This is a genomic window from Mycobacterium shinjukuense (assembly GCF_010730055.1).
GTDB lineage: Bacteria > Actinomycetota > Actinomycetes > Mycobacteriales > Mycobacteriaceae > Mycobacterium > Mycobacterium shinjukuense.
Map to the genome: position 1 here is coordinate 2,893,726 of NZ_AP022575.1, position 26,833 is coordinate 2,920,558.

Below are 26,833 nucleotides of genomic sequence, written 5' to 3' on the forward strand. Positions count from 1 at the left end.
GCGCGCGTCAAGCCGCGTGAGACGCTGCCTTGTGCGGTCGTGGCTCTGGGCGTGGCTTTGGGCGTGGCTCTTGGTGTGCTGCGGCCTGTTGGGCAGCACCGCCACCGCCCCACCGGCCAGCGGTGACGGGCCGTCCTGTCGGCCCGCAGAGTTGTTCGTGACCGACGACGAGTCGCAGCCGGTCGAGCCGCAAGCCGTTGAGCTGCTCGCGCTTAACGGCGCGACGGTGACGGGATCGACCCTGGTCGACGGGGTGTTCTGGTCAGATGCGCTGCGGCAGGCCATCTTTGAGCGCGCCCGCGAATTTCATTTGTGCGTCGCCGACCAGCCCACCTTGCACACCGCGGCCGAGACGCTGCGCCGGCAGTTCCACCAAGAAGCGGTGCTCACCTTCGACTACCTGCCGCAGCATGCGTCCGACGCCGTCATCATCACCGTGCCCGACATCGACATTGCCCGGTTCCGCGATGCTTTCGTCGCCGATTCGGCCGCGCACCACCGATTACTGGGCGGATCCGTCACCATCACCGACCGCACCTTGATCCTGGTCGCCGGCGACGGCGATCTCGACATCGCCCACCGGCTCGTCGACGAATCCGGCGGCCACTGGAGTGCCGCCACCATTGCCTACGGCAGACGCGAGCTGGTGGACTAGCCGTTCGACCGTTCGCCACACACCGCGGGCCACCTCAGGCGCATTGGTCACATTGGTCACCGGAGCCCCTGCCCGGGCCGGCACCCAAGGTGCCCACCTTGAAGCGACAACCACTGGGGCGGCCCCGCTTGTCGCTCGAAGGCGGGCACAACGACCATCCACCTCCGACAGATACCAATGTGGCGCGTGTGACACGACGCCGGGCCGGCTCCTCCACCCCGGGCTACTCCCACTCGATGGTGGCGGGCGGTTTGCTGGTGATGTCCAGCACCACGCGGTTGACCTCGGCGACCTCGTTGGTGATCCGGGTCGAGATGCGCTCCAGCACCTCGTAGGGCACCCGGGTCCAGTCGGCGGTCATGGCGTCCTCGCTGGACACCGGACGCAGCACGATCGGGTGGCCGTAGGTGCGCCCGTCGCCCTGCACGCCGACCGAGCGGACGTCGGCCAGCAGCACCACCGGGCACTGCCAGATCTGGTGGTCCAGGCCCGCCGCGGTCAGCTCCTCGCGCGCAATGGAATCGGCGCGGCGCAGGGTTTCCAGCCGCTTCGCGGTGACCTCGCCGACGATCCGGACGCCCAACCCCGGTCCCGGAAACGGTTGGCGGGCAACGATTTCCTCCGGCAGACCCAACTCCCGTCCGACCGCGCGCACCTCGTCTTTGAACAGCAGCCGCAACGGCTCGACCAGGGTGAACTTCAGGTCGTCGGGCAGGCCGCCGACATTGTGGTGGCTCTTGATGTTCGCGGTGCCGCTGCCCGCGCCGGATTCCACCACGTCCGGATACAGCGTGCCCTGCACCAGAAAATCAATCGACTTGCCATCCAACACATCCCGCACCGCGCCCTCGAACGCGCGGATGAACTGGCGACCGATGATCTTGCGTTTACCCTCCGGGGCGCGCACGCCCGACAGCGCTTCCAGGAAGGTCTCCGCCGCGTCGACGGTGACCAGATGTGCGCCGGTGGCCGCCACGAAATCGCGTTGCACCTGCGCGCGCTCGCCGGCGCGCAACAGCCCGTGGTCGACGAAGACACAGGTCAACCGGTCGCCGATGGCGCGCTGCACCAGAGCCGCGGCCACCGCGGAATCCACCCCCCCGGACAGCCCACAGATCGCATGCCCGTCGCCGATCTGCGCACGCACCTGCTCGATCAGGGTGCCGACGATGTTGGCGGCCGTCCACTGGGCACCCAGCCCCGCGAAGTCGTGCAGAAACCGGCTGAGCACCTGTTGCCCATGCGGGCTGTGCATCACCTCCGGGTGGTACTGCACCCCGGCCAGGCGGCGCTCGGCGGACTCGAACGCGGCCACCGGGGCGCCCGCGCTGCAGGCCACCACATCGAACCCGTCCGGTGCCACCGTGACCGCGTCACCATGGCTCATCCACACCGGCTGTATCTCGGGCAAACCCGAATGCAGCTCGCCGCCAAGGACTTTCAGCTCAGTCCGACCGTACTCGCTGGTACCGGTGCGGGCGACGGTCCCACCGAGCGCCTGCGCCATCGCCTGAAACCCGTAGCAGATGCCGAACACCGGCAGGCCCAGGTCGAGCAGGGCCGGGTCCAGTCGCGGGGCGTCCTCGGCGTAGACGCTGGCCGGTCCACCGGAAAGGATGAGCGCCAGCGGGCGGCGGGCCTGGATCTCGGCCAGCGACGCGGTGTGGCCGATCACCTCTGAATAAACGCGAGCCTCTCGGACACGACGAGCGATCAATTGCGCGTACTGGGCACCGAAGTCGACCACCAATACCGGCCGCGGCGACGCTGATTCCACGGGTACCGAGTCTAGTGCGACCAGCGTTCCGCCCGACCCGCCGCCTACCGGAGGTGGAACCCGGTGCGAAATAGTCGGTTTCACCATGCCGGCCAGACCCCTCCCGGCTCCACCACGCCCGAGGCATACCGGTACGATCACCGATTGTCGGTGTCGGGCTGATAAGGGGTTCAGGGTGCGGGTCGCAGGGAAGATCGTTCGTTTCGACGAGGTGCGCGGATACGGCTTCATCACGCCAGATATCGGCGGGGAAGATGTCTTTCTGCACGTCAACGACCTGGAAATGGAGAAGCGGCTGGCCACCCGGGGCACCCGGGTCTCCTTTGAGGTCGAAGAAGGCGATCGCGGCAAGTTTGCGACCAATGTCCGCCTGGCGGCCGACACCGCGCCGACCCGCCCCGTGGTCACCGATGTCGACGAAACCGAAGCGGCTGACGAATATTTCGACGTGCTGTCGCCCGAGGAATTTCTCCATCTGGTGACCGAAAAGCTGTTGCAGATCACTCCGCCGCTCAATGCCCAGCAGATCCTCGCCGTGCGGAGCAGCTTTGAACAGCTGGCCCGCAAGCAGGGCTTGATTGATTCATAGCTCCTCGCGGACCAACCAGCGGGTACGGGCGCGCGCTGGTACCAACCAACCGAAAGTGAGGTCCCCGTGCTGGGTCTGCCGGAGCAGGTGCGCGCTTGTCTGTTCGACCTCGACGGTGTGCTCACCGACACCGCGAGCCTGCATACCAAGGCCTGGAAGGCCATGTTCGACGCCTACCTGTCCCAGCGCGCCCAGCGCACCGGCGAACCGTTTGTCCCCTTCGACCCGGCGGCGGACTACCGGCAGTACGTGGACGGCAAGAAACGCGAGGACGGCGTGCGGTCGTTTCTCGGCAGCCGGGGCATCGAACTTCCCGACGGCCATCCCGACGACCCCGCCGACGCCGAGACAATATACGGCCTGGGCAACCGCAAAAACGAGATGTTCCAGAAGGTGCTGCACGAAGACGGCGTCGACGTGTTCGACGGATCCCGGCGCTACCTGGAGGCGGTGTCGGCCGCGGGTCTCGGCATCGCGGTGGTGTCATCCAGCGCCAACACCCGCGACGTGCTGGAAACCACCGGCCTGGACCGGTTCGTCCAGCAGCGGGTGGACGGGGTGACGCTGCGCGACGAGCACATCGCCGGCAAACCGGCCCCCGACTCCTTCCTGCGCGGGGCGCAACTGCTCAACGTCGCCCCGGACGCGGCTGCGGTGTTCGAGGACGCCCTGTCGGGCGTGCAGGCCGCCCAGGCGGGCAATTTCGGCTTCGTGGTGGGCGTCGATCGGGTGGGCCAGGCCGAGGCCTTGCGCCGCAGCGGCGCCGACGTGGTGGTCACCGATCTCGCCGAGCTGCTGTAGGGCATGATCCCCGATGATCACTGAGGAAACCTTCCCGGTCGAGCCGTGGCAGGTGCGCGAAACCCGGCTCAACCTGAACCTGCTGGCCCAGTCGGAGTCGCTGTTTGCGCTGTCCAACGGACACATCGGGTTGCGCGGCAACCTCGACGAGGGCGAGCCCTACGGTCTGCCGGGCACCTACTTGAACTCGTTCTACGAAAAGCGGCCGCTGCCCTACGCCGAGGCCGGCTACGGGTATCCGGAGGCCGGCCAGACCGTGGTCGACGTCACCAACGGAAAGATCCTGCGCCTGCTGGTCGACGACGAGCCCTTCGACGTCCGCTACGGTGAATTGCTTTCCCACGAGCGGGTTCTCGACCTGCAAGCCGGAACGCTGACCCGCCGCGCGCACTGGCGCTCACCCGCGGGCAAGCAAGTCAGCGTCATGTCCACCCGGCTGGTTTCGCTGGCCCAGCGCAGCGTCGCGGCCATCGAGTACGTCGTGGAGGCCGTCGGCAACTTCGTCCGCGTGACCGTGCAGTCCGAACTGGTCACCAACGAGGACCAGCCGCAGACCTCGGCCGACCCGCGGGTGGCGGCCATCCTGGAAAAGCCGCTGGAGGCCGTCGAGCATGAAAGCACCGAACGCGGGGCGCTGCTGATGCACCGGACCCGCAGCAGTGCCCTGATGATGGCCGCCGGGATGGAGCACGAGGTTGAGGTGCCCGGGCGCGTGGAGATCACCACCGACGCGCGGCCCGACCTAGCCCGGACCACGGTGATCTGCGGGCTGCGCCCCGGACAGAAGCTGCGCATCGTCAAATACCTGGCATATGGCTGGTCGAGCCTGCGCTCCCGCCCGGCGCTGCGTGACCAGGCCGCCGCCGCGCTGCACGGCGCCCGCTACAGCGGGTGGCAGGGGCTGCTGGACTCGCAACGGGCCTACCTCGACGACTTCTGGGACAGCGCCGACGTCGAGGTCGAGGGCGACCCGGAATCCCAGCAGGCGGTGCGGTTCGGGCTGTTTCACCTGCTGCAGGCCAGCGCCCGGGCCGAGCGCCGCGCGATCCCCAGCAAGGGGCTCACCGGAACCGGGTACGACGGCCACGCCTTCTGGGACACCGAGGGTTTCGTGCTGCCGGTGCTGACCTACACCGCGCCGCATGCGGTCGCCGACGCGCTGCGGTGGCGGGCGTCGACGTTGGAGCTCGCCAAGGAACGGGCGGCCGAACTCGGCCTCAGCGGTGCCAGCTTTCCGTGGCGAACCATCCGCGGGCAGGAGTGCTCGGCCTACTGGCCGGCCGGAACCGCGGCCTGGCACATCAACGCCGACATCGCGATGGCCTTCGAGCGCTACCGCATCGTCACCGGCGACGAGTCGCTGGAGAGAGAGTGCGGCCTGGAGGTGCTGGTGGAGACCGCCCGGCTGTGGCTCTCGCTCGGCCACCACGACCGGCACGGCGTCTGGCACCTCGACGGGGTCACCGGCCCCGACGAGTACACAGCAATCGTGCGCGACAACGTGTTCACCAATCTGATGGCGGCCCACAACCTGCGTGCCGCCGCCGATGCCTGCGTCCGCCACCCCGAGGCGGCGGCCGCGTTGGGGGTCGACACCGAGGAGATGGCCGCCTGGCGTGACGCGGCCGACGCCGCCAACATCCCCTACGACGAGGAGCTGGGCGTCCACCAGCAGTGTGAAGGCTTCACCACGTTTGCCGAATGGGACTTCGAAGCCAACACCACCTACCCGTTGCTGCTGCACGAGGCCTATGTTCGGCTCTACCCCGCCCAGGTGATCAAGCAGGCCGACCTGGTGCTGGCGATGCAGTGGCAAAGCCACGCGTTCACACCGGAACAGAAGGCACGCAACGTCGACTACTACGAGCGGCGCATGGTGCGCGACTCGTCGCTGTCGGCCTGCACCCAGGCGGTGATGTGCGCCGAGGTCGGCCACCTGGAGCTGGCCCACGACTACGCCTACGAGGCCGCGCTGATCGACCTGCGTGATCTGCACCAGAACACCCGCGACGGGTTGCACATGGCCTCCCTGGCCGGGGCGTGGACGGCGCTGGTCGCCGGTTTTGGCGGGCTGCGCGACGACGACGGCATCATGGACATCGACCCCCGACTGCCCGACGGCATCACGCGGCTGCAGTTTCGGCTGCGCTGGCGCGGGTTTCGGCTGACCGTCGACGTCAACCACGTCGACGTGACCTACACCCTGCGCGACGGACCCGGCACCGAGCTGACCATCCGGCACGCCGGCGAGGATCTCAGGCTGCACACGGATTCGCCGTCGACCATCCCGGTGCGGACCCGAAAGCCGCTTCTGCCGCCGCCGCCGCAGCCGCCTGGCCGCGAACCCGTACACCGGCGCGCCATGGCGCGGTCCGTCCCCGGGCCGCGCAGGCCCGAGGAGGAGCCGCACCCGACGGTGTGGGATTCCCGCGACTGAGCGGCGGCCGCAGGCCTACGCCGGCTGATGATCGACCGCACGGTTGAGCGTGCGGTCATCGTCTGCCGCGACGCGTCGCCGCGGCCTTCCCGTCCGGCTCGTCACCCGGGCGGAGTAGGCATACACATGCGCTTTCACGTGCGCTTTCACGCTCGATATGTCGGCGGAGAGCCGGCGCTTGAACCGCCGCCAGGGCGTCCGCGTCCAGCGGTGCTGTAGGGACATCATCGTCATCCGCGGATGGTCCGCGATGGAGTTCAGCAGGGCGGCGCGCCCCGCTGGGCCCGGCACCTTTGCGATCTCGCCGAGCACCCAGTCGGACACCTCGCCGACGATCTGCTCGCGCGCGCGGTGGCCCGGAAACAGGTCGAGCATCGCCTCAAGGGTCGCGGCCACCCCGTGGCCTTGCACCGCCCAAAACGTCCGGCGGTCGGTGTCCGCGCAGTACCACAAGCCTTGAGCGTGCCGGCGGTAGACCGCCATGGTCTCGGGCAACATGGCGATCTCGCCGCCGATCGCGTGCCGCACATGCAGGTACCAATCGATCGGCATGATGCCCGCCGGGATGTCGTCGTAGCGCGGGAGGCGACGGTAAACCACCGAGTTGGTCTGGATGAAGTTCCGTGCGAGCAGCGCCTCCACGCTCAAGTCGCCGCGCCAGGCGATGGGCGGGAACTCCGAGTCTTTTGCCCGGTCGTCCTCCCAGATCACCCGCACCGGATGGAAGCACACCGCCGTCTGCGGATGCCGGTCCAGGTACCGGACCTGTTTGGTCAGCTTCAGCGGATCGGTCCAGAAATCGTCTCCCTCGCACAGCGCGAGATACTCGCCGCGCGCGGCCGATAGGGCGTCGGTAAAGTTCGCGTGCACCCCGATGTTCGTGGACCTAAGGATCGGCCGGAACAGGTGCGGATGGCGTTCGGCGTACTCGCCGATGATCGCCGGCGTGGCGTCGGTGGAGGCATCGTCGGCGACGATGATCTCCACCGGGAAATCGGTCTGTTGGGCGACGAAGCCGTCGAGGGCCTCGCGGATGTAGGCCTCGTGGTTGTAGGTGATCGAGACCACACTCACCTTGGGTGCGCCGCCGGCCGACGTCTCAGGCACCGCCGAATCCCCCTTCCTGGACTGCGGCAACCACGCGGTCGACATCGTCGGCGGTCATGTCGTCGTGCACCGGCAGCGACACGATGCGCGAGCACACGTTCGCCGTGACACTCAGCTCGGTCGCCCGTACCAACTCGGCGTTCCGGACGAAGTATGGGTGCAGGTGCTGTGCCGGGTTGTAGTAGTCGCGGGCCTGAACCGCATGGCGACGCAGGCTGGCCAGGACCGCGGTCTTGTGATCGACGGACGCGCAGCACGCGCTCGCGAAGCACAGCGACGAGACCTCGGCGTTGCGCTGGAAACGCAGGCTCGCCCCGGCGAGCCCGGCGCGGTAACACTCGAGCACCCTGCGGCGACTTGCCAGCCGGCGATCAAGCCCGACCAGCTGGCGCAGACCGATGGCCGCGCTGATCTCCTGCAACTTCCCGTTCATCCCGAGCTGCGTGGACTTGCGCGACCCGGTGAAGCCGAAATTCTGGAACGCGTATACCCGCTGGACCAGCCGTGGGTCGCGAGAAACCAGAACGCCGCCCTCGCCGACCGCGAACGGCTTGGTCGCATGCAGGGAGAAGATCTCACAGGCACCGCGTGCGCCGACGCGCACCCCGTCGGCGTAGGTCGAGCCGAAGCCGGCCGCCGAGTCCAGCACGATCGGTAGCTCCCATTCGGCGGCAAGATCCTCCCAGGCGTCGATCTGCGGGTTGCCGACACCGAACACGTTGGCCAGCAGGATGCCGGCGATCCGGTGACGGAAACGTTCGAGGACGGCGCGGGCGGAGTGCACGCACGGCTGCCAGGTGTCGGCGTCGATGTCGATGAACCACGGACGGTACCCCGTCCAGAGAGCGGCCTGGGCCACGCCGACGAAGGTGAACGATGGCATCAGCAGATAACGGTCCCGCGTGCCGGGACCCACGGTGGCGTGCAGTGCCGCGATGAGAGCCATGGTGCCGCTCGCGACGGTGGCAACATGCAAATCAGACCCGAGGTAGTCGCCCAGGGCGCGGGCGAATTGCCGCTCCTTGGGACCGAAGTTCGTATACCAGTTGGCGTGGGCGATCTCGGCGAAATCCGCGGCGAGCTCGTCCGGCCCGGGAAAGCTCGGACGGATGAACGGAATCTCGGGTGGCGACGAGCCACCCGAGCGGGGTCTTGACCACGGGGCGGCTGCTCCCGCAACGGCCGTGGTGGGCTTCGTCGCGAAGAGCGCCTCCACCACCGATCCATCGAACGTTCTGGTTTCCATATGCACAGGCCAGGGCGGTCTAGGACGGGCCATTGTCCGGAGCGCTTCGGTGCACCACCGGCTCGGTCGGCGTCCCGAAATCGCTGCCGGACAATGGCCTGACGTTGGATACGACGCCCCTGAGGTTAGCCTTACCTTCTGAATTGCGCCAACCCGGTCCCCATTGGGTGACCCTTGAATCGCGATCCGCCCCGCCGCGCAACCCTCACCCGCCGCGTCTGCGAAGCGGGCGGCAGCGCGGCGAGCAGGCCGGCGGCCAGCGATTTCGCCAGCGAGCGGATCCGGGGCGCGTTCTCCACGTGCCAAAACCGGATCGTCGCGGTGAAGTTGCCGCCGATCAGCGGCCCGATGACGAAATAGCCTGGGCTGGCCTGGAAATCGTCGTTCACCAGCAGCCCACGGTTGGTGCGGTTGGGGCGGGCTAGCCCGTTGCGCATCAGGCTGACGAGGAACGGCGAGGAACACTCGTCCAGCTCTTCGAAGCCGGCGCAATTCACCACCGCGGCAAACGGGATGGGGTGGGTGTGCACGGCTCCGGCGGCGCGGTAGCTGACGGTGGCCAACGGCTGGCCGGGGCCGCACGCGCGCACCCGCACGACCTCGCCGGCGAGCAGCTTCAGCGTGGCGTCCGCGGCCAGCTCCTCGGCTGCCTGGCGGTAGTCGCGTCCCGCGCGCCGCACCAACCTCGTCAAGTTCATCCCGTGCACGCAGTGGAACTCCTCCTGCTGTGACGGATCCATCGTCTGCAGCGCCTGCCCCACCAGCGAGCCGATGGCGTGATAGCAATCCGCCAGGTTCAGCGAGCGTTCTTCGGCCGTCGCCACATCGGCGCGGATCGCCGACATGAGGTCCGCCGCGGCCACCGTCTCCGCCGCGAGCAGCGCGCGCAGACGCGGGTAGTCGAACTCCGGCGGCCGATCGCAGATCTTGTGGGGAAGCGAACCGGAGCGCGAGATGACGGTGATGGAATGGACCCGCTCGCGGATGCGCGCGTCGTGGCGCATCAGGTAGAGCGCTTCGAGCGAGCTGGCATTGGAACCCACCACCAGCACGTTGCGCCGCTCACGCGGCTCGACCCGGTCGAGCGACTGGCGCAACCGGCGCAGGTTGGTCTGCTCGCACGGGTAGTAGAAATCGTTGATGTAGGTGAACCCGGGCTCGCCATCCCCGGTCGGCATGGCCTTGGGCGGGGGGCTGCCGACGGCGACGATCACTGTGCGCGCTTCGATCGCCGTCGGACCGTCCCCGGACGGGCTGAGCTCGATCAGCTGGCGCCCGTCTGCGGACCGGGCGCCCACGGCCTCGGCGTGGATGGTCACGATGTCGGCCAGATCGCGCTCCCTGAGCGTCGCGACGGCGGCGTCCACCTGCTCGGAAAGAAAAGCACCGAAGAGAAACCGCGGCAGGTAGAGCTCTCCCCACCGGTTGGCTCCCAACGCGTCGCCGTTGTCGCGGATCCAGCGCGCGGCGGCTTCGCCACCCTGCTGCCCGAACAACTCCAGCCAGCGCGGCTTGTTCCGCTCCAGCCAGGCGATGTACGCGGACTTTTCGGGCTCGTCGACGAAATCGTCGAGCTTCTGGATGGCCAGCGAGCAGATGCTGGAGCGACGGCCATACGGAATTCCGCACCAGAGCTGCTCGTCCCGCTCCACCACCGCGATGCGCAGCCTGGGCGGCGCCGCCGGGGCGCTCAGCAGGGCCTGGGCCAGTTCCAGCAACGTCATGGAGCATGCGGCCCCGCTGCCGATGAAGGCCATGTCGAAGATGGGGGTAGCGCTCATGGCGAATCCGCTTCGTCGACCAGCGCGTACCGCCACGCCCACCCGTCGCCGACCCGGGGTGGCAGCACAAGCAGGGCGCCGCCAGGTGGCAGCCGGTCACGCCGCATGCGCTCCTACCTCTCCATCGCGTCGAATCGCCCGCCGGGGTCACGCTGATCGGGCATGTGGATCGGCCGGTTCCAGGTGACTCGACAGCCGGAGGAGCCCGTAACTTAGCGAAGGCTAACATAAGCCGATGGCGGTACCGCGTGTATGACGTGCAGGGCCAGGCTAGGGCCAGGCTGGGACGCGTTGCCTCACTCCGGTTCGAGCACGACGCGGACAAACACCTTGCGGCCCGACGCGTCGACGAACCAGGCATTGCGATAACCGTCGTGGGTCAACGCGCGCAGGCGATTCAGGAAATCCCCGAACGTGCCGTGTTCGTTCAGGTCCAGGTGGCGGAGTCGTTCGAAATCCTTTTTCAGGTTGAGGTTGCCCTCGACGGCCGGCGGCTTGGCCTGGTAGCTGCCGTCGCGGAGGGCGGCGAAATGTTCGAGCACCAACTCGCGCTCGATCTCCATCAGCCGGGCATAGACGCTTCCCGAGGAATCCCACGACTCGATCGCGCATTCCTTCTGGGCGATGATCGGGCCGTGATCCAATTGGTCATCCATCTCATGGATCGTCACCCCTGCTTGGAGCCCGTTGATGATCGAGAAGACCTGGGGATACCAGCCGCGGTTGTAGGGGTTGAAACCCGGATGAACATTCACACATCTGATGCGATCGAGCAGGCCTGCGGGAAACCGCTGCTTACAGTGCAGGGACATGACGAGGTCATAGCGCTCGACGATCTCTGCGACCCGCTCGTTGATATCGATCCGCGGGACATCGGGCAGCCGTCCGTGTGGGGTCTGGTAGACGTCGATCCCGCCGTGGCGGGCTTGCAGTTCCACCGCCAGGGCGTGGGCGTGGACGTTGTCGGTCAGGATCAAGATTGTCACGTTGCGGCCCCGCCGGCCTGCCCGGTGCCACGGCGAGCATGGGGCGCTCGTCCGCTCGCAACCCGGCCCACGCGCCCCACCCTACGTCAGGACCCCGCCGGGCCGGGGCGGCCGCCGGCTTGTGCGCGCCGGACAGCGACTCACCGCCGAGGGCCGCGGACGGTGGGCCGCGGACGGTGGTCAGTGCGGTTGCAGGATCCGGGCGACCTCGGCGACCACGGCCTGCCGTAGCTGATCACCGCTCAGCTCGTCGATGCCGGTCGCCGAGCGCAACATGGGGGCAAACAGCCGCCACCCGAATTGCAGCGCAAGGGCGTGTGCGACCGCCAGCCGGGCGGCCAGGTCGCTGTCATGGCGAGGCCGCACCGAGTCGAGCATCTCCGCGACGGTGGGAAAGCGTTTCTGCAGCTGGCCGGCCGGGTATCCGTCCAGCAGTGCCCGGGCCAACACCCGCATGTGGCGGTCGAGCGCCCGATCGACGACATCCGCGGGCGCGTCGGAGTGCAACAGTCCGGCCACCTGGGCGCCCAGATGGTCGAGCACCGCGCCAACCAGCTGCCGTTTGGTGCCGAAGTGACGAAACACCAGCCCGTGGTTGACCTTCGATCGCGCGGCGATGTCGCGGATCGACGTGGCCGCCGGACCGCGCTCGGCGAACAGCTCGGTGGCCGCCTCCAACACCGCCGCCGCCACCTGGTCGCGGCCGGTGGGCATCTTCGCGCGGCCAGTTGCCGAGAGTGTAGTCATATGACTACCGTATGGTGTAGTCACTTGACTACACCATACTTCTCCAAAGGACCATAGCAATGACCGACCCGATAGCCGTCCGGAAGCTGGGTAGCCGAATCGGCGCCGAGATCAGCGGGGTCCGCCTCGGAGGTGACCTTGACCCCGCCGCGGTCGACGAGATCCGCCAGGCGCTGCTCACCCACAAGGTGATCTTCTTCCGCGACCAGCACCACCTCGACGACGCCGGGCAGCTCGCCTTCGCCGGGTTGCTCGGCTCCCCGATCGCCCACCCGGCGGCTTCCGCCATCGCCAGCAACGCCCCGATCATCACGCCGATCAACTCCGAGTTCAGCAAGGCCAACCGCTGGCATACCGACGTCACGTTCGCCGCCAACTACCCTGCGGCCTCGGTGCTGCGCGCGATCACGCTACCCAGCTACGGCGGGTCGACGCTATGGGCCAACACCGCGACCGCCTACCAGCAGCTCCCGCAACCGCTCCAACGTCTCGCCGAGAACCTATGGGCCCTGCACACCAACCGTTACGACTACGTCGCCACCGAATCGCTGACCGAGGCGCAGCGCGTCTTCCAGCAGGCATTCGAGAAGCCGGATTTTCAGACCGAACATCCTGTGGTACGAGTGCACCCGGAAACCGGTGAACGCACCCTGCTGGCGGGAGGCTTCGTGCGCGGCTTCGTCGGCCTGGACAGCCACGAATCACGCGCGCTGCTCGACCTGCTGCAACGGCGAATCACCGTGCCCGAGAACACCGTTCGGTGGAATTGGGAACCGGGCGACGTAGCCGTTTGGGACAATCGGGCAACCCAGCACCGCGCCATCGACGACTACGACAACCAGTATCGGCTGATGCACCGGGTCACCTTGATCGGCGACGTGCCGGTCGACGTGCACGGACAGCACAGCCGGGTGATCAGCGGGGCGCCGCTGGCCCTGGCCGGCTGACCGATGAACAGCTCTGTCGTATCCCCGGAAAGAAGGCTTCATTGTCGAGCACATCGCTGAGGCGTCGATCTGACCACCCGCAAAACATCCGGCGCCGGCAGCGCCGCCGGCTGGCCCCACGACGCCCTGGACTGGGTGCCGCAGGCGCTGGCGGATTACCACGGCGACGACGTTTGGCCAGACGTGGTCGTTCACCTCGACGGCTACGACGCGGTGGCCACCGCGATATTGCAGCGCGTTTGTCTGCCTGACGTGTTCGTCGCCGGCGATACCGCATACCAGTGGTGGCCCGAGCTCAACGCCTGGCAGGCGTTCGACGCGGCGGCCGAGCTTGGTGAGGCGATGACCGACCCGCTCACGAGGGTGATGGCGTCCGCCCTCGGGTCCCCACGCAACCGCGGGAGACGCAGCCGACGCGGTGGTCGCGACGTAGTTCTTGACCGCGGTCACACTGCTAACCCGCGCTGCTGACCGGGTCGATCGGCAGCCAGCGAAGCGCGCCCGGCGCGTCGGCGGGCACCACCGGGTGCTCCGGCGCGATCGGGTCCAATCGTCGATACCCCTCACCCTGCGGCGGCCGGGCATCCTTGTGGCCCTTGTTCGGCCACAGCGAGGCGGCCCGCTCGGCTTGCGCGGCGATGGACAGCGACGGGTTGACGCCCAGGTTCGCCGAGATCGCGGCGCCGTCCACCACCGACAGCGTCGGATAGCCATAAACGCGGTGATAGGGGTCGATCACCCCATGTTCGGGGCCGTCGCCGATCACCGCGCCGCCGAGAAAGTGCGCGGTCAGCGGGATGTTGAACAACTCACCCCAGGTACCGCCGGCCACGCCGTCGATCTTGGCGGCGATGCGGCGGGTAACCGCATTGCCGATTGGGATCCACGTCGGGTTCGGCTCGCCGTGTCCCTGCTTGCTCGAATACCAGCGGATGCCCAGCTTCCCACGCTTGGTGAACGTGGTGATCGAGTTGTCCAGGTGCTGCATCACCAACGCGATCACCGTACGCTCGCTCCACTGCCGGGGATTGAGCAGCCGAATCATCAGGCGCGGATTCTCACCGGCCTGGTGCCACAACTGCTTCCACCGCGGCACGTCGGTCCCCTCGGGCCCGGAGCCGTCGGTCATCAGGGTCTGCAGCAGCCCCATCGCGTTGGAGCCCTTGCCGTACCGGACGGGCTCGATGTGGGTGTCCGGCGTCGGGTGAATCGACGACGTGATCGCCACCCCGTGGGTCAGGTCCAGGTCCGGGTTGACCTTCAAGGTCGCCGCACCGACGATCGACTCGGAGTTGGTGCGGGTCAGCACGCCCAGCCGGTTCGACAACCGCGGCAACTTGCCCTTGTCTCGCATCCTGAACAGCAGACGCTGGGTTCCCCAGGTGCCGGCGGCCAGGATCAGGTAGGTGGCGGTGAAGGTGCGCCGGTCCCGGCGCAGCCAACTGCCGGTGCGCACGGTGCGGACCTCCCACAACCCGTCCGGCCGCTGTTCGAAACCCTTCACCGTTGTCATCGGAATCACTTGCGCGCCAGCGGATTCCGCTAGGCCCAGGTAATTCTTCACCAGGGTGTTCTTGGCGCCGTGGCGACAGCCCGTCATGCAGCAGCCGCATTCCAGGCAGCCGGTGCGTGCCGGCCCGACGCCCCCGAAGTAGGGGTCCGGCACGGTCTTGCCCGGCGCCTTGGTGCCGTCGGGACCGAAAAACACCCCGACCGGGGTGGGCACCCAGGTGTCGCCGAACCCCATCTCGTCGGCGACCTCCTTGACGATCCGGTCCGCGTCGGTGAAGGTCGGGTTTTGCACCACGCCGAGCATCCGCTGCGCCTGCCGGTAATGCGGCATCAGCTCGCTGCGCCAGTCGGTGATGTGCTTCCACTGCTGATCGTTGAAGAACGGCTCCGGCGGGATGTAGAGCGTGTTGGCGTAGTTCAGCGAGCCGCCGCCGACCCCGGCGCCGGCCAGGATCATCACGTTGCGCAGCGGGTGGATGCGCTGAATGCCGTAGCAACCCAGCCTGGGCGCCCACAGGAACCTGCGCAGATCCCACGATGTTTTGGCGAACTCCTCGTCGGAGAACCGGCGACCGGCCTCCAACACGGCGACCCGGTAACCCTTCTCCGTCAGCCGTAGCGCGCTGACGCTGCCCCCGAAACCCGAACCAACAATCAGGACGTCGTAATCCGGCTTCATCGGCCCAGTATCGTTCCCGGCCCAGCAGACGCAAAATCCCCCGCCACGCCGCGCCTGCGGGGGATTTTGCGTCTTTTCGCGCGGGAAACTAGCTTCCGACGGTCAGGCCGACCTTCTGGAACTCCTTGAGATCGCAATAGCCGGCCTTGGCCATCGATCGGCGCAGACCGCCCACCAGGTTCAGGGTGCCGAACGGGTCGTCGGACGGCCCGTTGAGCACCCGTTCCAGCGGCGGCCGCTCGCCGACTGCGATCTGCAGCAACGCTCCCCGCGGCAGCGACGGGTGCGCCGCGGCGGCCGGCCAGAACCACCCTTGGCCGAGCGCCTCGGCGGCCTCGGCCAACGGCGTGCCCAACACCACCGCGTCGGCGCCGCAGGCGATGGCCTTGGCCAGCTCGCCGGAGGTGTGGATATCGCCGTCGGCCAGCACGTGCACGTAGCGACCGCCGGTCTCGTCAAGGTATTCGCGCCGCGCGGCGGCGGCGTCGGCGATCGCGGTGGCCATCGGCACGCTGATGCCCAGCACCTCGTCGGTGGTGGTCACGCCCTGGGTGGAGCCGTAGCCGACGATGACCCCGGCGGCGCCGGTGCGCATCAGGTGCAGCGCCGTGCGATGGTCCAGCACGCCGCCGGCCACCACCGGGATGTCGAGTTCGGCGATAAAGGTCTTCAAATTGAGCGGTTCACCATCGCTGGCCACCCGCTCGGCGGAGACGATCGTGCCCTGGATGACCAGCAAGTCGATGCCGGCCGCCAGCAGCACCGGCGTCAGCGCCTGGGCGTTTTGCGGGCTGACCCGCACCGCGGTGGTCACGCCGGCCTCGCGAACACGGGCCACCGCGTCACCGAGCAGGTCGGGGTTCAGCGGCGCCGCGTGCAGCTCCTGCAGCAGCCGGATCGCCGCCGAGGGTTCGGGCTCCTTGTCGGCGGCCTCGACCAGTTGGGCGATCTTGGCCTGCACGTCGGCGTGCCGGCCGATCAACCCCTCGCCGTTGAGCACGGCCAGCCCGCCCAACCGGCCGAGTTCGACGGCGAACTCCGGGGACACCAGGGCATCGGTCGGGTGTGCCACCACCGGAATCTCGAACCGGTACGCGTCCAGCTGCCAGGCGGTGGACACGTCCTTCGACGAGCGGGTGCGCCGCGACGGCACGATGCTGATCTCGCTGAGCTCATAGGTGCGACGGGCGGTGCGGCCCATGCCGATCTCGACCATGTCGGGGGGTTCAGCGCAGGTAGTAGTTGGGCGCTTCGACGGTCATCGCGACGTCGTGCGGGTGGCTCTCTTTCAGGCCGGCCGGGGTGATCCGGACGAACTGTGCCTGCTGCAGCACCTCGATGGTGGGCGAGCCGGTGTAGCCCATCGCCGCGCGCAGCCCGCCGGTCAGCTGGTGGATCACCGAGGACAGCGGACCGCGGAACGGCACCCGGCCCTCGATCCCCTCGGGGACCAACTTGTCTTCGGAGAGGACATCGTCGGCGAAGTAGCGGTCCTTGGAGTAGGACTTGCCGCCGGCCCGGCCCTGCATGGCGCCCAGCGACCCCATGCCGCGGTAGCTCTTGTACTGCTTGCCGTTGACAAAGATCAGCTCGCCGGGCGCCTCGGCGGTGCCGGCCAGCAGCGAGCCCAGCATGGCCGTCGACGCACCCGCGGCCAGCGCCTTGGCGATATCGCCGGAGTACTGCAGTCCGCCGTCGGCAATCACCGGCACGCCAGAAGGACGACAGGCCGCTACAGCTTCCAAGATCGCGGTGATCTGCGGTGCGCCGACCCCGGCCACCACCCTCGTCGTGCAGATCGACCCCGGCCCCACACCGACCTTGACCGCGTCGGCGCCCGCGTCCACCAGGGCCGCGGCCGCGGCCCTGGTGGCGACGTTGCCGCCGACCACCTCGACGCGGTCACCGACCTCGAGTTTGAGCTTGTTGACCATGTCGAGCACCAGCCGGTTGTGCGCGTGCGCGGTGTCCACGACCAGCACGTCGACCCCGGCGTCGACCAGCATCATGGCGCGCACCCAGGCGTCGCCGCCGACGCCGACGGCGGCACCCACCAACAGCCGGCCGTCGCTGTCCTTGGTGGCCAACGGGTGTTGCTCGGTCTTGACGAAGTCTTTGACGGTGATCAGCCCGGTCAGCCGGCCGCGTCCGTCGACGACCGGCAGCTTCTCGATCTTGTTGCGCCGCAACAGGCCCAGCGCCGCCGACGCGCTGACCCCCTCCTGGGCGGTGATCAGCGGGGCCTTGGTCATCACCTCGGCGACCTGCTTGGACTGGTCGACCTCGAACCGCATGTCGCGGTTGGTGATGATGCCGACCAGCGCGCCGTCGTCGTCGACCACCGGCAGCCCGGAGATCCGGAACCGCGCGCACAACGCGTCGACCTGGGCCAAGGTGTTGTCCGGCCGGCAGGTGACCGGATCGGTGACCATGCCGGCTTCGGAGCGCTTCACCATCTCGACCTGGCCGGCCTGTTCTGCGACGGGCAGGTTGCGGTGCAGCACCCCCATGCCGCCGGCGCGGGCCATTGCGATGGCCATCCGCGATTCGGTGACGGTGTCCATCGCCGAGCTGACCAACGGCACCTTGAGCCGGATCTTCTTGGTGAGCTGGCTGGAGGTGTCCGCGGCGGCGGGCACCACGTCGGAAGCCGCGGGCAACAGCAGGACGTCGTCGAATGTCAGGCCCAGCATCGCCACCTTGTGTGGGTCGTCGCCACCGGTGGGCACCGGGTCAGCCGCGAAGCCCGAAATAGCGGCGGCGCGCACGTACGGGCTGCCGACCAGGTCGGAGCTTTCTTCCAGGTGGGACATGCCACGGGACATCGGTGAGGCCCTCCATATGCATGCATCGGCGAGAAATCCATCCTATCGGCTTCCGCCCGGGTGACGATGCGCGGCGCGAAGCGACGTGCGGAGGAACCGGGCAATCGAGCCCGCCCGGGTGACGATGCGCGGCGCGAAGCGGCGTGCAATTTCTGGCCTTAACGCCGCCCGCCTGCGTACTGTAGAGGGGTGCGCGACCACCTGCCGCCTGGTTTGCCCCCCGACCCGTTTGCCGACGACCCGTATGACCCGTCGGCGGCCCTCGAGGCCGTGGAACCTGGTCAGCCCCTTGATCAGCAGGAGCGACTGGCGGTAGAGGCCGACTTGGCCGATCTCGCCGTGTACGAGGCTTTGCTGGCGCACAAGGGAATCCGCGGACTCGTCGTGTGCTGCGACGAGTGCCAGCAGGACCACTACCACGACTGGGACATGCTGCGTGCCAACCTGCTGCAGCTGCTGATCGACGGCACCGTCCGCCCGCACGAGCCGGCCTATGATCCCGAACCGGACGCCTACGTCACCTGGGACTACTGCCGCGGATACGCCGATGCCTCGCTCAATGAAGCGACGTCGGACGCGGACGGGTTCCGCCGCCATCGCTGAGCGATCACTAAGCTAAGCGCCGGGCAACGGGCCTGGAGCTGTTTCCGACGTCGTCGCCCCCGCGGCCGACGACGTGGGCGTGCCGGCGGTTGTCGCGTGCGACGTCACCGACGATGGGGTCGGCGTGGGTTTCGACGTTGGCGACGGGGACGCGGATGGGCTGGTCACCGGCGGGGTCGCGGTGATGCCGGCGTCCTCCGGCGTGGTGGGCGGCTCGGGTGTCGCCGACGGCGCGGCCGCCGGCCCGGTTTCGGGGGCCAGCGGGGTCGAGGAGTTGCCCGCGGAATCGGCGGGCGCCACCCGGGACGGCTCAGAACGCGCCGGCGAGCTGGCCGGCACGGTGGCGTGCGGGTCGCGCTTTTCCACCTTGGTGTTCAGCTGATTCACCTCGTCCAGCAGGTTTTGCTTGCGGCTATCGTCGTTCACCGCCCGCAAGGTGCTACTGACCTCGGCCAGCTGAGTCTGGGCCTGATCCCACTGGCCCTGGGCGATCATTTGCTCGACCTTGGCCAGTTCGGCCTTGGCGGACAACACAATCTGATCGTCGCCGACCCGCGGCTCGGTGAACATCATCTTGTGCAAGCCGTACAGCGGGTCGCCGGGTCGGGCATCGGCGACCACGGCACCGAACCCGCTCAGCAGCAGCAGCGCCGCGGCCACCGACCCGATCGCCGCCAGGCCGCGACGAGCGCGCCGCCGCAGCGCCACCCCGGCGAGCAGCGCCTCGACGGCCTCGTCCGGTGACACCAGCGCACTTGCTGGCGGCCATCGCAGGTCGTCGCGCCAGTCGCCGAGCAGGGCGGCCAGCGCGTCGTCGCGCGGATCGTCGAGATTGACCTCCGCGCGCTCGGCGAGCGCGTCCAGGAGCAGATCGGTGCGGGCCACGTCGTCCACACCACAATCACGCCCAAAGCCGGGCCTCGGTCTCCCTGGATTACGCATAGTCACCTGCCACGACGATTTCGTCCTTCAACCGCTGAAGGGCGCGGTGCTGGGCCACCCGGACCGCTCCGGTGGTGCTGCCGACGGCGGCCGCGGTCTCCTCGGCCGACAGGCCGACCACGACGCGCAAGATAAGGATCTCGCGTTGCTTGGCCGGCAAGATCTCCAGCAATTCGTTCATCCGGGTGACCGAATCGGCCTCGATGGCCATCTGTTCGGGACCGGCGTCGGCCGACCGGCGCTCCGGCACCGAATCGGCGGGATAGGCGAGGTCGCGGCCGGCCGCCCGGTGGGCGTCGGCGACCTTGTGTGCCGCGATGCCGTACAGGAACGCCAGGAACGGACGTCCCCGGTCCCGGTACCGCGGCAGCGCCGTTATGGTGGCCAAGCAAACCTCCTGTGCCACGTCGTCGGCTGACAGGCCACTGCGCTCGACCGTGCCGACACGCGCTCGGCAATATCGCACGACGATCGGACGGATGGTCTCCAGCACCTCCCGAAGCGCGTTCCGGTCCCCTGCAGCGGCCTCCGCAACCACAGCGTCGAGACGTTCTCGTTCAAGTGTCATCGACGGCGATATCTCCAACGTTACGAACCGGACACATCCTGGTGCGCAGACAGCTAATGCACAGCCAGACAATAACGGCGGGACGATGCTTCAAGCGGTACGCCAGCTGCCACCGGTGTGCCGCACCTGGCCTGCGCAAATATCCCGAATTTCGGCGAGTTCGCGCAATTCTTGTGCTCGAAGCGTGACGCTCCCGATATCGATCAGCAAGCAAGTCAGCGCCCAGCGCAGCGGGATGAGCCGGAACCGGCCGGTGTCTTCCAGGGCGGCTTCAGCGACGGCGCGTGCCCGCCCGATGGCGCCCGCGCTGCACAGGGCGGCGGCCAGCACCACAGCACTCTTGACCCGGTGCCGGGCCGACGCCGACGCCATGGCCCGCGCCAGCTGCACCGCGGTCTCCGCGTGTCGGACAGCGGTTGCCCCGTCACCGGCGGCCAGCGCCAGCTCCGCGGCCACCCACCGCCGGCGCACCGCCAGCCGGTCGGCCACCAGCGCCGGCAGGTGGGCCCCCTGCAGCGCCGAGTCCGCGCGCGCCAGCAACTCCGCCGACGCGGCGAGGCGACCGACGCCGAGCGCGTCGGCGGCCAGTCCCACCAGCGCATCGGCACGGGCCTCGGGATCGGTCCCGGCCAGGGCCAGGGCGCGACCATCCCAGCCGCGCGCCCGCGTGTGCCAGCCGAGCTGGCGCAGGAACGAGGCTTGCGTGCTGTGCGCCAGCGAGGCCAGCGGGCCCGTCGGAACGCGGCGTCGTAGCGACGCCAGGTCGCTGTATGCGCAGCTGTAGCGACCCTGTCCGCCGGCCGCGACGGCGCGCAGCCACAGCTGGTGCGGCGTGGTCGCCGTCGGCAGCGGCCAGGCGCCCGGGCAGCTTCCGAAGGCGGCCGCGGCCAGCGTTTGCTCAATCGTCGACTCAACTGCCCCAGGGTGGCCAGTTTCGATCACGGTGATAGCTGCGCCTCGGTAGTAAAAAGTTCGTGGTTTCTGTGTTACCGGAATATTACTCACAGTCATCTGTACGCTATTTTGGGCTTCCTCACAGCCGTTCTGACCAGGGAGTTTCCCCATTAGCCGGTTGCCTTTAGCGCACCTAAGCCTTCGGCAAATGCGGCAAGATGAACGTCGAGTTAATTCTCGCACAACGATCTCGCATTTCGCCCCAACGGACGCCTATTGACGGAAATTCGGGCGCACCCCTAGCGTCTAGCCTTGACGGGTAGTCATCGGTGACGCCATTGAAAATTCAGTCGCACAACTCGCGCGTGCGCGCGCCTGACCTGCACTCGGGCGTGCAGCGCAGAGAGGGACCAAGCAATGCCACAGCCGGAGCAGCTACCTGGACCCAACGCCGACATCTGGAACTGGCAGCTGCGGGGCCTGTGCCGCGGCGTCGACTCGTCGATGTTCTTCCATCCCGACGGGGAGCGTGGCCGCGCCCGCATGCAACGCGAACAGCGGGCCAAGGAGATGTGCCGACGCTGCCCGGTGATCGAAGAGTGCCGTTCCCATGCGTTGGAGGTCGGCGAGCCCTACGGCGTCTGGGGTGGCCTGTCGGAATCCGAACGCGACCTGCTCCTCAAGGGCGGCATCGGACGCGGTCGCGGTATCCGCCGCTCCGCGTAAGGCGCGCGAGCAGACGCAAAAGCCCCCGAAAATGGGCATTTTCGGGGGCTTTTGCGTCTTGTCGCGCCGAGCTCAGTGGGCGTGGCCGTGATGGTCGTCGTCCGCCTTGGCCGGCTTGTCGACCACCGCGGTCTCGGTGGTGAGCACCATCCGGGCCACCGATGCCGCGTTGAGCACCGCCGACCTGGTCACCTTGACCGGGTCGACGACGCCGTCGGCGGCCAGGTCGCCGTAGCTCAGGGTGTCCGCGTTCAGCCCGTGCCCGGCGGGGAGTTCGGCGACCTTGTTGACGACGACCGATCCGTCCAGGCCCGCGTTGGCGGCGATCCAGTACAGCGGTGCGCTCAGGGCCTCGGCGAAGACGTCGACACCGCGCGCCTCATCGCCCGACACCGACGCGCGCAGCTCGTCCAACGCCTTGCGGGCGTGGATGAGCGCGGAGCCACCGCCGGGGACGATGCCTTCCTCCAGGGCGGCCTTGGCGGCCGCGACCGCATTGGCGGCCGCGACCGCATCCTCGACGCTTTCCTTGCGCTCCTTGAGCTCGGTCTCGGTGGCCGCGCCCACCTTGATGACGGCCACCCCACCGGCCAGCTTGGCCAGCCGCTCCTGCAGCTTCTCGCGATCCCAGTCGGAGTCGCTGTTCTCGATCTCGAGACGCAGGTGTTTGATGCGGTTGGCCACGGCATCGGCGGAGCCGCCGCCGTCGACGATGATGGTGTCATCCTTGGTGACCACCACGCGCCGGGCCGAGCCCATCACCTCCAGGCCCACCTCGCGCAGCACCAGGCCGGCGTCGGGATTGACCACCTCGCCGCCCGTCACCACCGCCAGGTCCTGCAGGAATGCCTTGCGCCGGTCACCGAAGTAGGGCGACTTGACGGCGACCGCTTTCAACGTCTTGCGGATCGAGTTGACGACCAGCGTCGCCAGTGCCTCACCCTCGACATCTTCGGCGATGATCAACAGCGGCTTGCCCGCCCCGGCGACCTTCTCGAGCAACGGCAGCAGGTCGGGCAACGAGCTGATCTTCTCTTGGTGCAGCAGGATCAGCGGGTCCTCCAGCACGGCCTCCTGCGAGTCGAAGTCGGTCACGAAATACGCCGACAGAAAACCCTTGTCGAAGCCGACGCCTTCGGTGAACTCCAGCTCGGTGCTCAGCGTCGAGGATTCCTCGACGCTGACCACGCCGTCGTGGCCCACCTTGCTCATCGCCTCGCCGACCAGCTCGCCGATGCGCTGGTCACGCGAGGACACGGTCGCCACCTGCGCGATGGCTTCCTTGCCGGACACCGGCGTGGCCGACGCCAGCAGCGTCTCGGATACCGCATCGGCGGCCTTGCCGATTCCCGAACCCAACGCGATCGGGTTGGCGCCGGCCGCGACCAGCCGCAGACCGGCCTTGACCAGCGCCTGCGCCAGCACCGTCGCGGTGGTGGTGCCGTCACCGGCGACGTCGTTGGTCTTGGTGGCCACCGCCTTCACCAGCTGGGCCCCCAGGTTCTCGAACGGGTCTTCCAGGTCGATGTCACGGGCGACGGTGACGCCGTCGTTGGTCACCGTGGGCCCACCGAACGACTTGGCCAGCACCACGTGCCGGCCACGCGGCCCCAGCGTCACCCGCACCGTGTCGGCGAGCTTGTCCATGCCCACCTCCATGGCGCGACGCGCAATCTCGTCGTACTCAATCAGCTTGCTCATCAGGCTCCTTCCGCCCGGCTAGTCCACTCGCGCAAGGCCAATCAAACTCCCTAACGTATGCCGCCCCGGAAATCACCCGCGGTGGAACACGGGGATCGCCGGGGCGGTCACGGGTTACTTGGACACGATGGCCAGCACGTCACGTGCCGACAGGATCAGGTATTCCTCACCGTTGTACTTGATCTCGGTGCCGCCGTACTTGCTGTAGATGACGGTGTCACCCTCCGACACATCCAGCGGGATCCGCTTCTCCCCATCCTCGTCCCAGCGGCCGGGGCCGACTGCGACGACGGTGCCCTCCTGGGGCTTCTCCTTGGCGGTGTCGGGAATGACCAGACCGGACGCGGTCGTGGTCTCGGCCTCGTTGGCCTGCACGAGAATCTTGTCCTCGAGTGGCTTGATGTTCACCTTCGCCACGATTGGAGCCCTCCACTAGTTAGATCGGGTCCGAGGCTTTTGGCCCCGGACAGTGTTGGCGGGTCCGGAACCATCGCCCGGACCGGGGTTGACGGCCGGTCCGGGAGCGGGCCCCCGAACCGTCCGAATTACCAGATGATTCGGCATTCGTTTCTACCCTCGCGCCGTCGTCGCGGGTGCCGGCACGGGGCTTGTCCGACTGCCATCTAGCACTCTATACATGTGAGTGCTAGCACTCAAGGGCACCCCGGTGCTTCCCGCGTGTGAGCGTGTCGGCCGGGCGACGGTCGCGGCACCGCTCGGCGTGTCCGGGTCACCTGAGCTGCCCTTTCACCACCGGCAATCCCGGGTCGCTGGACACATCCAGCGGTGACGGCGGCGCGCCCGCGGCCACCAGCTGTGCCGCGAACGCGGCGATCATCGCTCCGTTGTCGGTGCACAGCCGCGGCCGGGGAATCCGCAACGTCAGGCCCGCGGCGGCGCAACGTTGCGCGGCCAGTTCCCGCAGCCGCGAATTCGCGGCCACACCCCCCGCGATCAGCAGGGTCGACACGCCGAGCCGGGTGGCCGCCCGGACCGCCTTCATGGTCAAGACGTCGGCGACGGCCTCCTGGAACCCGGCGGCAACATCGGCGGTCCGGAAATCCTGACCCGCATGACTTTCCAGATACCGCGCGACGGCGGTCTTGAGGCCGGAGAAGCTGAACGCGTAAGGATCATCGCCCGGGCCGGCCATGCCCCGCGGAAACACCACGGCGTCCCGGTCACCGGTGCGAGCCAGGTCGTCGAGCACCTTGCCGCCCGGATAGCCCAGGCCCAGCAGCCGGGCCACCTTGTCGTAGGCCTCGCCGGCGGCGTCGTCGACGGTGCTGCCCAGCTCGACGATCGGCTCGCCGAGCGAACGGACGTGCAACAGGTGGGTGTGCCCGCCGGAGACCAGCAGCGCCACGCACTCGGGCAGCGGCCCGTGTTCGTACACGTCGGCGGCCAGATGCCCGCCCAGGTGGTTGACGGCGTAGAACGGCACACCCCAGGCCGCCGAATACGCCTTGGCCGCGGCCACTCCCACCAGCAGCGCACCGGCCAGCCCGGGCCCGATGGTGACCGCGACGATATCGGGTCGCCGCACACCGGCGGCCGCCAGGGCGCGTCGCATCGCCGGACCCAGCGCTTCCAGGTGCGCCCGGGAGGCGATCTCGGGAACCACGCCGCCGAACCGCACGTGCTCGTCGACGCTGGAGGCCAGCTCGTCGGCCAGCAAGGCCACGGCGCCGTCGGAGTCCAGCCGCGCGATGCCGACACCGGTTTCATCACAAGAGGTTTCGATCGCCAGGATGATCGTCGGCCTCACCGCGCGCCCCCTGGATCCCTGCGCATCGTGTAGGCGTCGGCCCCGCTGGCCCGGTAGTACCGCCGGCGCAGACCGATCCGCTCGAATCCCGCGCTGCGATACAGCCCGAGCGCGGCCTCGTTGTCGGTGCGGACCTCCAGGTAGACGACACCGCCGCTGGCGAACTGCAGCAGCGCGTCCAGCAGCCGCCGGCCGATGCCGCGTCCCTGGTAGGCCGGATCCACGCCGATGGTGTGCACCTCGTACTCGAACGGCGGAGTGCGGCCCAACCGCGAAATGCCGGCGTAGCCGACCAGCGTGCCGGCGCTGCGCGCGGCCACATAGTGGTTGCGCCCGCTGGCCAGTTCACGTTGAAACGCGACCGCCGGCCACGGATCGTCACCGCCGAACAGCTTCGCCTCCAGCTCGGCGCACCGATCGGCGTCGGCGCATGTCAGCGCGCCGATGGTGACGGGCTCGTCATCGACGCGGGTCATGCGCGGGCCGCCAGTGGCTCGGCATCCGGGCGGCGCAGGTACAACGCCACCAGCGGCGCCGGGGCTTCGGTCCAGTTCGCGACGGCTACCAGGCCGGCCGGGGTCGGATGGACCGGGTCGCACCGCGGCAGGTCGAACAGCGCCGCATGCTCCGGCGAACCCGCGACCGCCCGCGCCGGTCCGGGGTCGACGTCGGCGGGGGCGCTGACCGCCGGCCCGGCGATGCGCACCCCGTCGCGGTAGCGCGCCCAGTAGACCTCACGCCGGCGGGCGTCGGTCACCACCAGGGTGTCGCCGGCGGTTTGCCCGCCGATGGCGTCCAGGCTGCACACACCGTGGACCGGGATGTCCAGCGCGTGCCCATATGCGGCCGCGGTCGCCATCCCGACCCGCAGACCGGTGAACGGGCCGGGACCGCAGCCCACCACGACCGCGTCGAGGTCGGCCATCGCCAGCGCGGCATCGGCGAGCGCCTGAAGCACGTTGGGGGTCAGCCGTTCCGCGTGTGCCCGGGCGTCGACGGTGATCCGCTCGGCCAGCGTGGTGCACCCCGAGCCGTGGAGTCGCACCACGCCGGCCGTCACCGCGGGGGTGGAGGTGTCGATCGCCAGGATCAGCGTCACCGACCCCACTCCCAGGTCGCGATCCTGGTGTCGCAGTGGCTGACCCGCTCGATACGGATGCCCAGGTGCCGCTCGGCAAGCCGTTCGGCCAGCCCCTCGCCCCACTCCACCACGACGACGGCATCGTCGAGATCGGTGTCCAGGTCCAGTGAGTCCAGTTCGCCCAGCAGATCAACTCGGTGGTGGTCCAGCAGTCGGTACATGTCGACGTGGATCATCGCCGGCCTGCCGGGCCGGCGCGGCCGGTGCACCCGGGCCAGCACGAATGTCGGCGACGTGACCGGGCCGTCGACATCCATCGCCGCGGCAATACCCTTGGCCAGCACGGTCTTTCCGGCGCCGAGTGGACCGGAGAGCACCACCACGTCGCCCGCGCGCAGGTGCTTACCCAGCCGGGATCCCAGCGCAACGGTGTCCTCGACACGCTCCAGTGTCGCCATGCC

Annotated in this window: 25 protein-coding genes and 1 pseudogene; 8 read left to right on the forward strand and 18 right to left on the reverse strand. The window is 68.6% G+C overall.

The window, feature by feature from the left end:
* Positions 1–88 precede the first annotated feature (88 nt).
* A complete protein-coding gene (locus tag G6N20_RS12975) occupies positions 89–655 on the forward strand; it encodes a hypothetical protein (RefSeq protein WP_232065339.1) in 567 nt (188 codons plus the stop codon).
* Between the two features lie 223 nt (positions 656–878).
* On the opposite strand, the gene guaA is transcribed toward G6N20_RS12975, so the two are convergent.
* The gene (gene guaA, locus G6N20_RS12980) at positions 879–2,432 is read right to left on the reverse strand and encodes a glutamine-hydrolyzing GMP synthase (protein ID WP_083045843.1); all 1,554 of its coding nucleotides are present in this window, start codon (positions 2,430–2,432) and stop codon (positions 879–881) included.
* A gap of 175 nt (positions 2,433–2,607) precedes the next feature.
* On the opposite strand from guaA, the gene G6N20_RS12985 reads away from it, so the two are divergent.
* The 3 genes from G6N20_RS12985 (at position 2,608) to G6N20_RS12995 (ending at position 6,259) form a co-directional block, all read left to right on the forward strand.
* Positions 2,608–3,021 carry a cold shock domain-containing protein gene (locus G6N20_RS12985; RefSeq protein ID WP_083045844.1) on the forward strand — a complete coding sequence of 138 codons (414 nt, stop codon included), beginning with the start codon at positions 2,608–2,610 and terminating at the stop codon, positions 3,019–3,021.
* A 66-nt stretch (positions 3,022–3,087) separates the two neighbouring features.
* On the forward strand, positions 3,088–3,822 hold the full coding sequence (locus tag G6N20_RS12990) for a beta-phosphoglucomutase family hydrolase (protein WP_083045845.1): 735 nt from the start codon (positions 3,088–3,090) through the stop codon (positions 3,820–3,822).
* 13 nt (positions 3,823–3,835) lie between these two features.
* Entirely contained in the window at positions 3,836–6,259 is a 2,424-nt protein-coding gene (locus tag G6N20_RS12995) for a glycoside hydrolase family 65 protein (protein ID WP_083045846.1), read from the forward strand.
* Positions 6,260–6,274: 15 nt separating this feature from the next.
* On the opposite strand, the gene G6N20_RS13000 is transcribed toward G6N20_RS12995, so the two are convergent.
* The 5 genes and pseudogenes from G6N20_RS13000 to G6N20_RS13020 all read right to left on the reverse strand — a co-directional run bounded on the left by G6N20_RS13000 (position 6,275) and on the right by G6N20_RS13020 (position 12,126).
* The gene (locus G6N20_RS13000) at positions 6,275–7,333 is read right to left on the reverse strand and encodes a glycosyltransferase (RefSeq protein ID WP_083045970.1); all 1,059 of its coding nucleotides are present in this window, start codon (positions 7,331–7,333) and stop codon (positions 6,275–6,277) included.
* A gap of 25 nt (positions 7,334–7,358) precedes the next feature.
* A complete protein-coding gene (locus G6N20_RS13005; RefSeq protein WP_083045847.1) occupies positions 7,359–8,612 on the reverse strand; it encodes a DegT/DnrJ/EryC1/StrS family aminotransferase in 1,254 nt (417 codons plus the stop codon).
* Positions 8,613–8,833: 221 nt separating this feature from the next.
* Positions 8,834–10,393: pseudogene (locus G6N20_RS13010) on the reverse strand (FAD/NAD(P)-binding protein); the annotation flags it as partial.
* 296 nt (positions 10,394–10,689) lie between these two features.
* On the reverse strand, positions 10,690–11,379 hold the full coding sequence (locus tag G6N20_RS13015) for a dTDP-4-amino-4,6-dideoxyglucose formyltransferase (protein ID WP_083045849.1): 690 nt from the start codon (positions 11,377–11,379) through the stop codon (positions 10,690–10,692).
* A gap of 180 nt (positions 11,380–11,559) precedes the next feature.
* Positions 11,560–12,126 carry a TetR/AcrR family transcriptional regulator gene (locus tag G6N20_RS13020; RefSeq protein ID WP_083045850.1) on the reverse strand — a complete coding sequence of 189 codons (567 nt, stop codon included), beginning with the start codon at positions 12,124–12,126 and terminating at the stop codon, positions 11,560–11,562.
* A gap of 59 nt (positions 12,127–12,185) precedes the next feature.
* Between G6N20_RS13020 and G6N20_RS13025 the strand changes: the two genes are divergently transcribed.
* Together G6N20_RS13025 and G6N20_RS13030 are read left to right on the forward strand one after the other, a co-directional pair.
* Positions 12,186–13,073, forward strand: a complete 888-nt coding sequence (locus G6N20_RS13025) for a TauD/TfdA dioxygenase family protein (RefSeq protein WP_083045851.1) — start codon at positions 12,186–12,188, stop codon at positions 13,071–13,073.
* Between the two features lie 135 nt (positions 13,074–13,208).
* Positions 13,209–13,544, forward strand: coding sequence for a hypothetical protein (locus G6N20_RS13030; protein ID WP_083045852.1), 336 nt, complete (start codon positions 13,209–13,211; stop codon positions 13,542–13,544).
* On the opposite strand, the gene G6N20_RS13035 is transcribed toward G6N20_RS13030, so the two are convergent.
* From G6N20_RS13035 to guaB, 3 genes are all read right to left on the reverse strand, one after another.
* Entirely contained in the window at positions 13,528–15,264 is a 1,737-nt protein-coding gene (locus G6N20_RS13035; protein WP_083045853.1) for a GMC oxidoreductase, read from the reverse strand. The two genes, G6N20_RS13030 and G6N20_RS13035, sit on opposite strands and share 17 nt — an antisense overlap.
* 88 nt (positions 15,265–15,352) lie before the next feature.
* Entirely contained in the window at positions 15,353–16,480 is a 1,128-nt protein-coding gene (locus G6N20_RS13040; protein WP_083045854.1) for a GuaB3 family IMP dehydrogenase-related protein, read from the reverse strand.
* Between the two features lie 10 nt (positions 16,481–16,490).
* Positions 16,491–18,089 carry an IMP dehydrogenase gene (gene guaB / locus G6N20_RS13045; protein ID WP_083045855.1) on the reverse strand — a complete coding sequence of 533 codons (1,599 nt, stop codon included), beginning with the start codon at positions 18,087–18,089 and terminating at the stop codon, positions 16,491–16,493.
* A 189-nt stretch (positions 18,090–18,278) separates the two neighbouring features.
* On the opposite strand from guaB, the gene G6N20_RS13050 reads away from it, so the two are divergent.
* Entirely contained in the window at positions 18,279–18,692 is a 414-nt protein-coding gene (locus G6N20_RS13050; protein ID WP_083045856.1) for a DUF5319 domain-containing protein, read from the forward strand.
* A 12-nt stretch (positions 18,693–18,704) separates the two neighbouring features.
* Here G6N20_RS13050 and G6N20_RS13055 read toward each other — a convergent pair whose 3' ends face one another.
* From G6N20_RS13055 to G6N20_RS13065, 3 genes are all read right to left on the reverse strand, one after another.
* Positions 18,705–19,586 carry an anti-sigma-D factor RsdA gene (locus G6N20_RS13055; protein ID WP_142271813.1) on the reverse strand — a complete coding sequence of 294 codons (882 nt, stop codon included), beginning with the start codon at positions 19,584–19,586 and terminating at the stop codon, positions 18,705–18,707.
* A 40-nt stretch (positions 19,587–19,626) separates the two neighbouring features.
* Positions 19,627–20,202 (reverse strand): ECF RNA polymerase sigma factor SigD, encoded by a 576-nt coding sequence (gene sigD / locus G6N20_RS13060; protein WP_083045858.1) that lies wholly within the window; start codon positions 20,200–20,202, stop codon positions 19,627–19,629.
* Positions 20,203–20,292: 90 nt separating this feature from the next.
* Positions 20,293–21,144: a hypothetical protein gene (locus G6N20_RS13065; protein WP_083045859.1), complete on the reverse strand. Its 852-nt coding sequence runs from the start codon at positions 21,142–21,144 to the stop codon at positions 20,293–20,295.
* 369 nt (positions 21,145–21,513) lie between these two features.
* Between G6N20_RS13065 and G6N20_RS13070 the strand changes: the two genes are divergently transcribed.
* The gene (locus tag G6N20_RS13070; protein WP_083045860.1) at positions 21,514–21,822 is read left to right on the forward strand and encodes a WhiB family transcriptional regulator; all 309 of its coding nucleotides are present in this window, start codon (positions 21,514–21,516) and stop codon (positions 21,820–21,822) included.
* Positions 21,823–21,894: 72 nt separating this feature from the next.
* On the opposite strand, the gene groL is transcribed toward G6N20_RS13070, so the two are convergent.
* From groL to tsaE, 6 genes are all read right to left on the reverse strand, one after another.
* Positions 21,895–23,523: a chaperonin GroEL gene (gene groL / locus G6N20_RS13075; RefSeq protein WP_163663012.1), complete on the reverse strand. Its 1,629-nt coding sequence runs from the start codon at positions 23,521–23,523 to the stop codon at positions 21,895–21,897.
* 114 nt (positions 23,524–23,637) lie between these two features.
* Complete coding sequence (groES, locus tag G6N20_RS13080) at positions 23,638–23,940, reverse strand: co-chaperone GroES (RefSeq protein ID WP_083045862.1); 303 nt, start codon at positions 23,938–23,940, stop codon at positions 23,638–23,640.
* A gap of 313 nt (positions 23,941–24,253) precedes the next feature.
* Entirely contained in the window at positions 24,254–25,291 is a 1,038-nt protein-coding gene (tsaD, locus tag G6N20_RS13085; protein ID WP_083045863.1) for a tRNA (adenosine(37)-N6)-threonylcarbamoyltransferase complex transferase subunit TsaD, read from the reverse strand.
* Positions 25,288–25,767, reverse strand: coding sequence for a ribosomal protein S18-alanine N-acetyltransferase (gene rimI / locus G6N20_RS13090; RefSeq protein WP_083045864.1), 480 nt, complete (start codon positions 25,765–25,767; stop codon positions 25,288–25,290). The genes tsaD and rimI overlap by 4 nt, the downstream gene beginning before the upstream one ends.
* On the reverse strand, positions 25,764–26,390 hold the full coding sequence (tsaB, locus tag G6N20_RS13095) for a tRNA (adenosine(37)-N6)-threonylcarbamoyltransferase complex dimerization subunit type 1 TsaB (RefSeq protein WP_083045971.1): 627 nt from the start codon (positions 26,388–26,390) through the stop codon (positions 25,764–25,766). Before tsaB ends, rimI begins: the two co-directional genes overlap by 4 nt.
* A complete protein-coding gene (gene tsaE, locus G6N20_RS13100; RefSeq protein WP_083045865.1) occupies positions 26,387–26,830 on the reverse strand; it encodes a tRNA (adenosine(37)-N6)-threonylcarbamoyltransferase complex ATPase subunit type 1 TsaE in 444 nt (147 codons plus the stop codon). The genes tsaB and tsaE overlap by 4 nt, the downstream gene beginning before the upstream one ends.
* Positions 26,831–26,833: the final 3 nt, after the last annotated feature.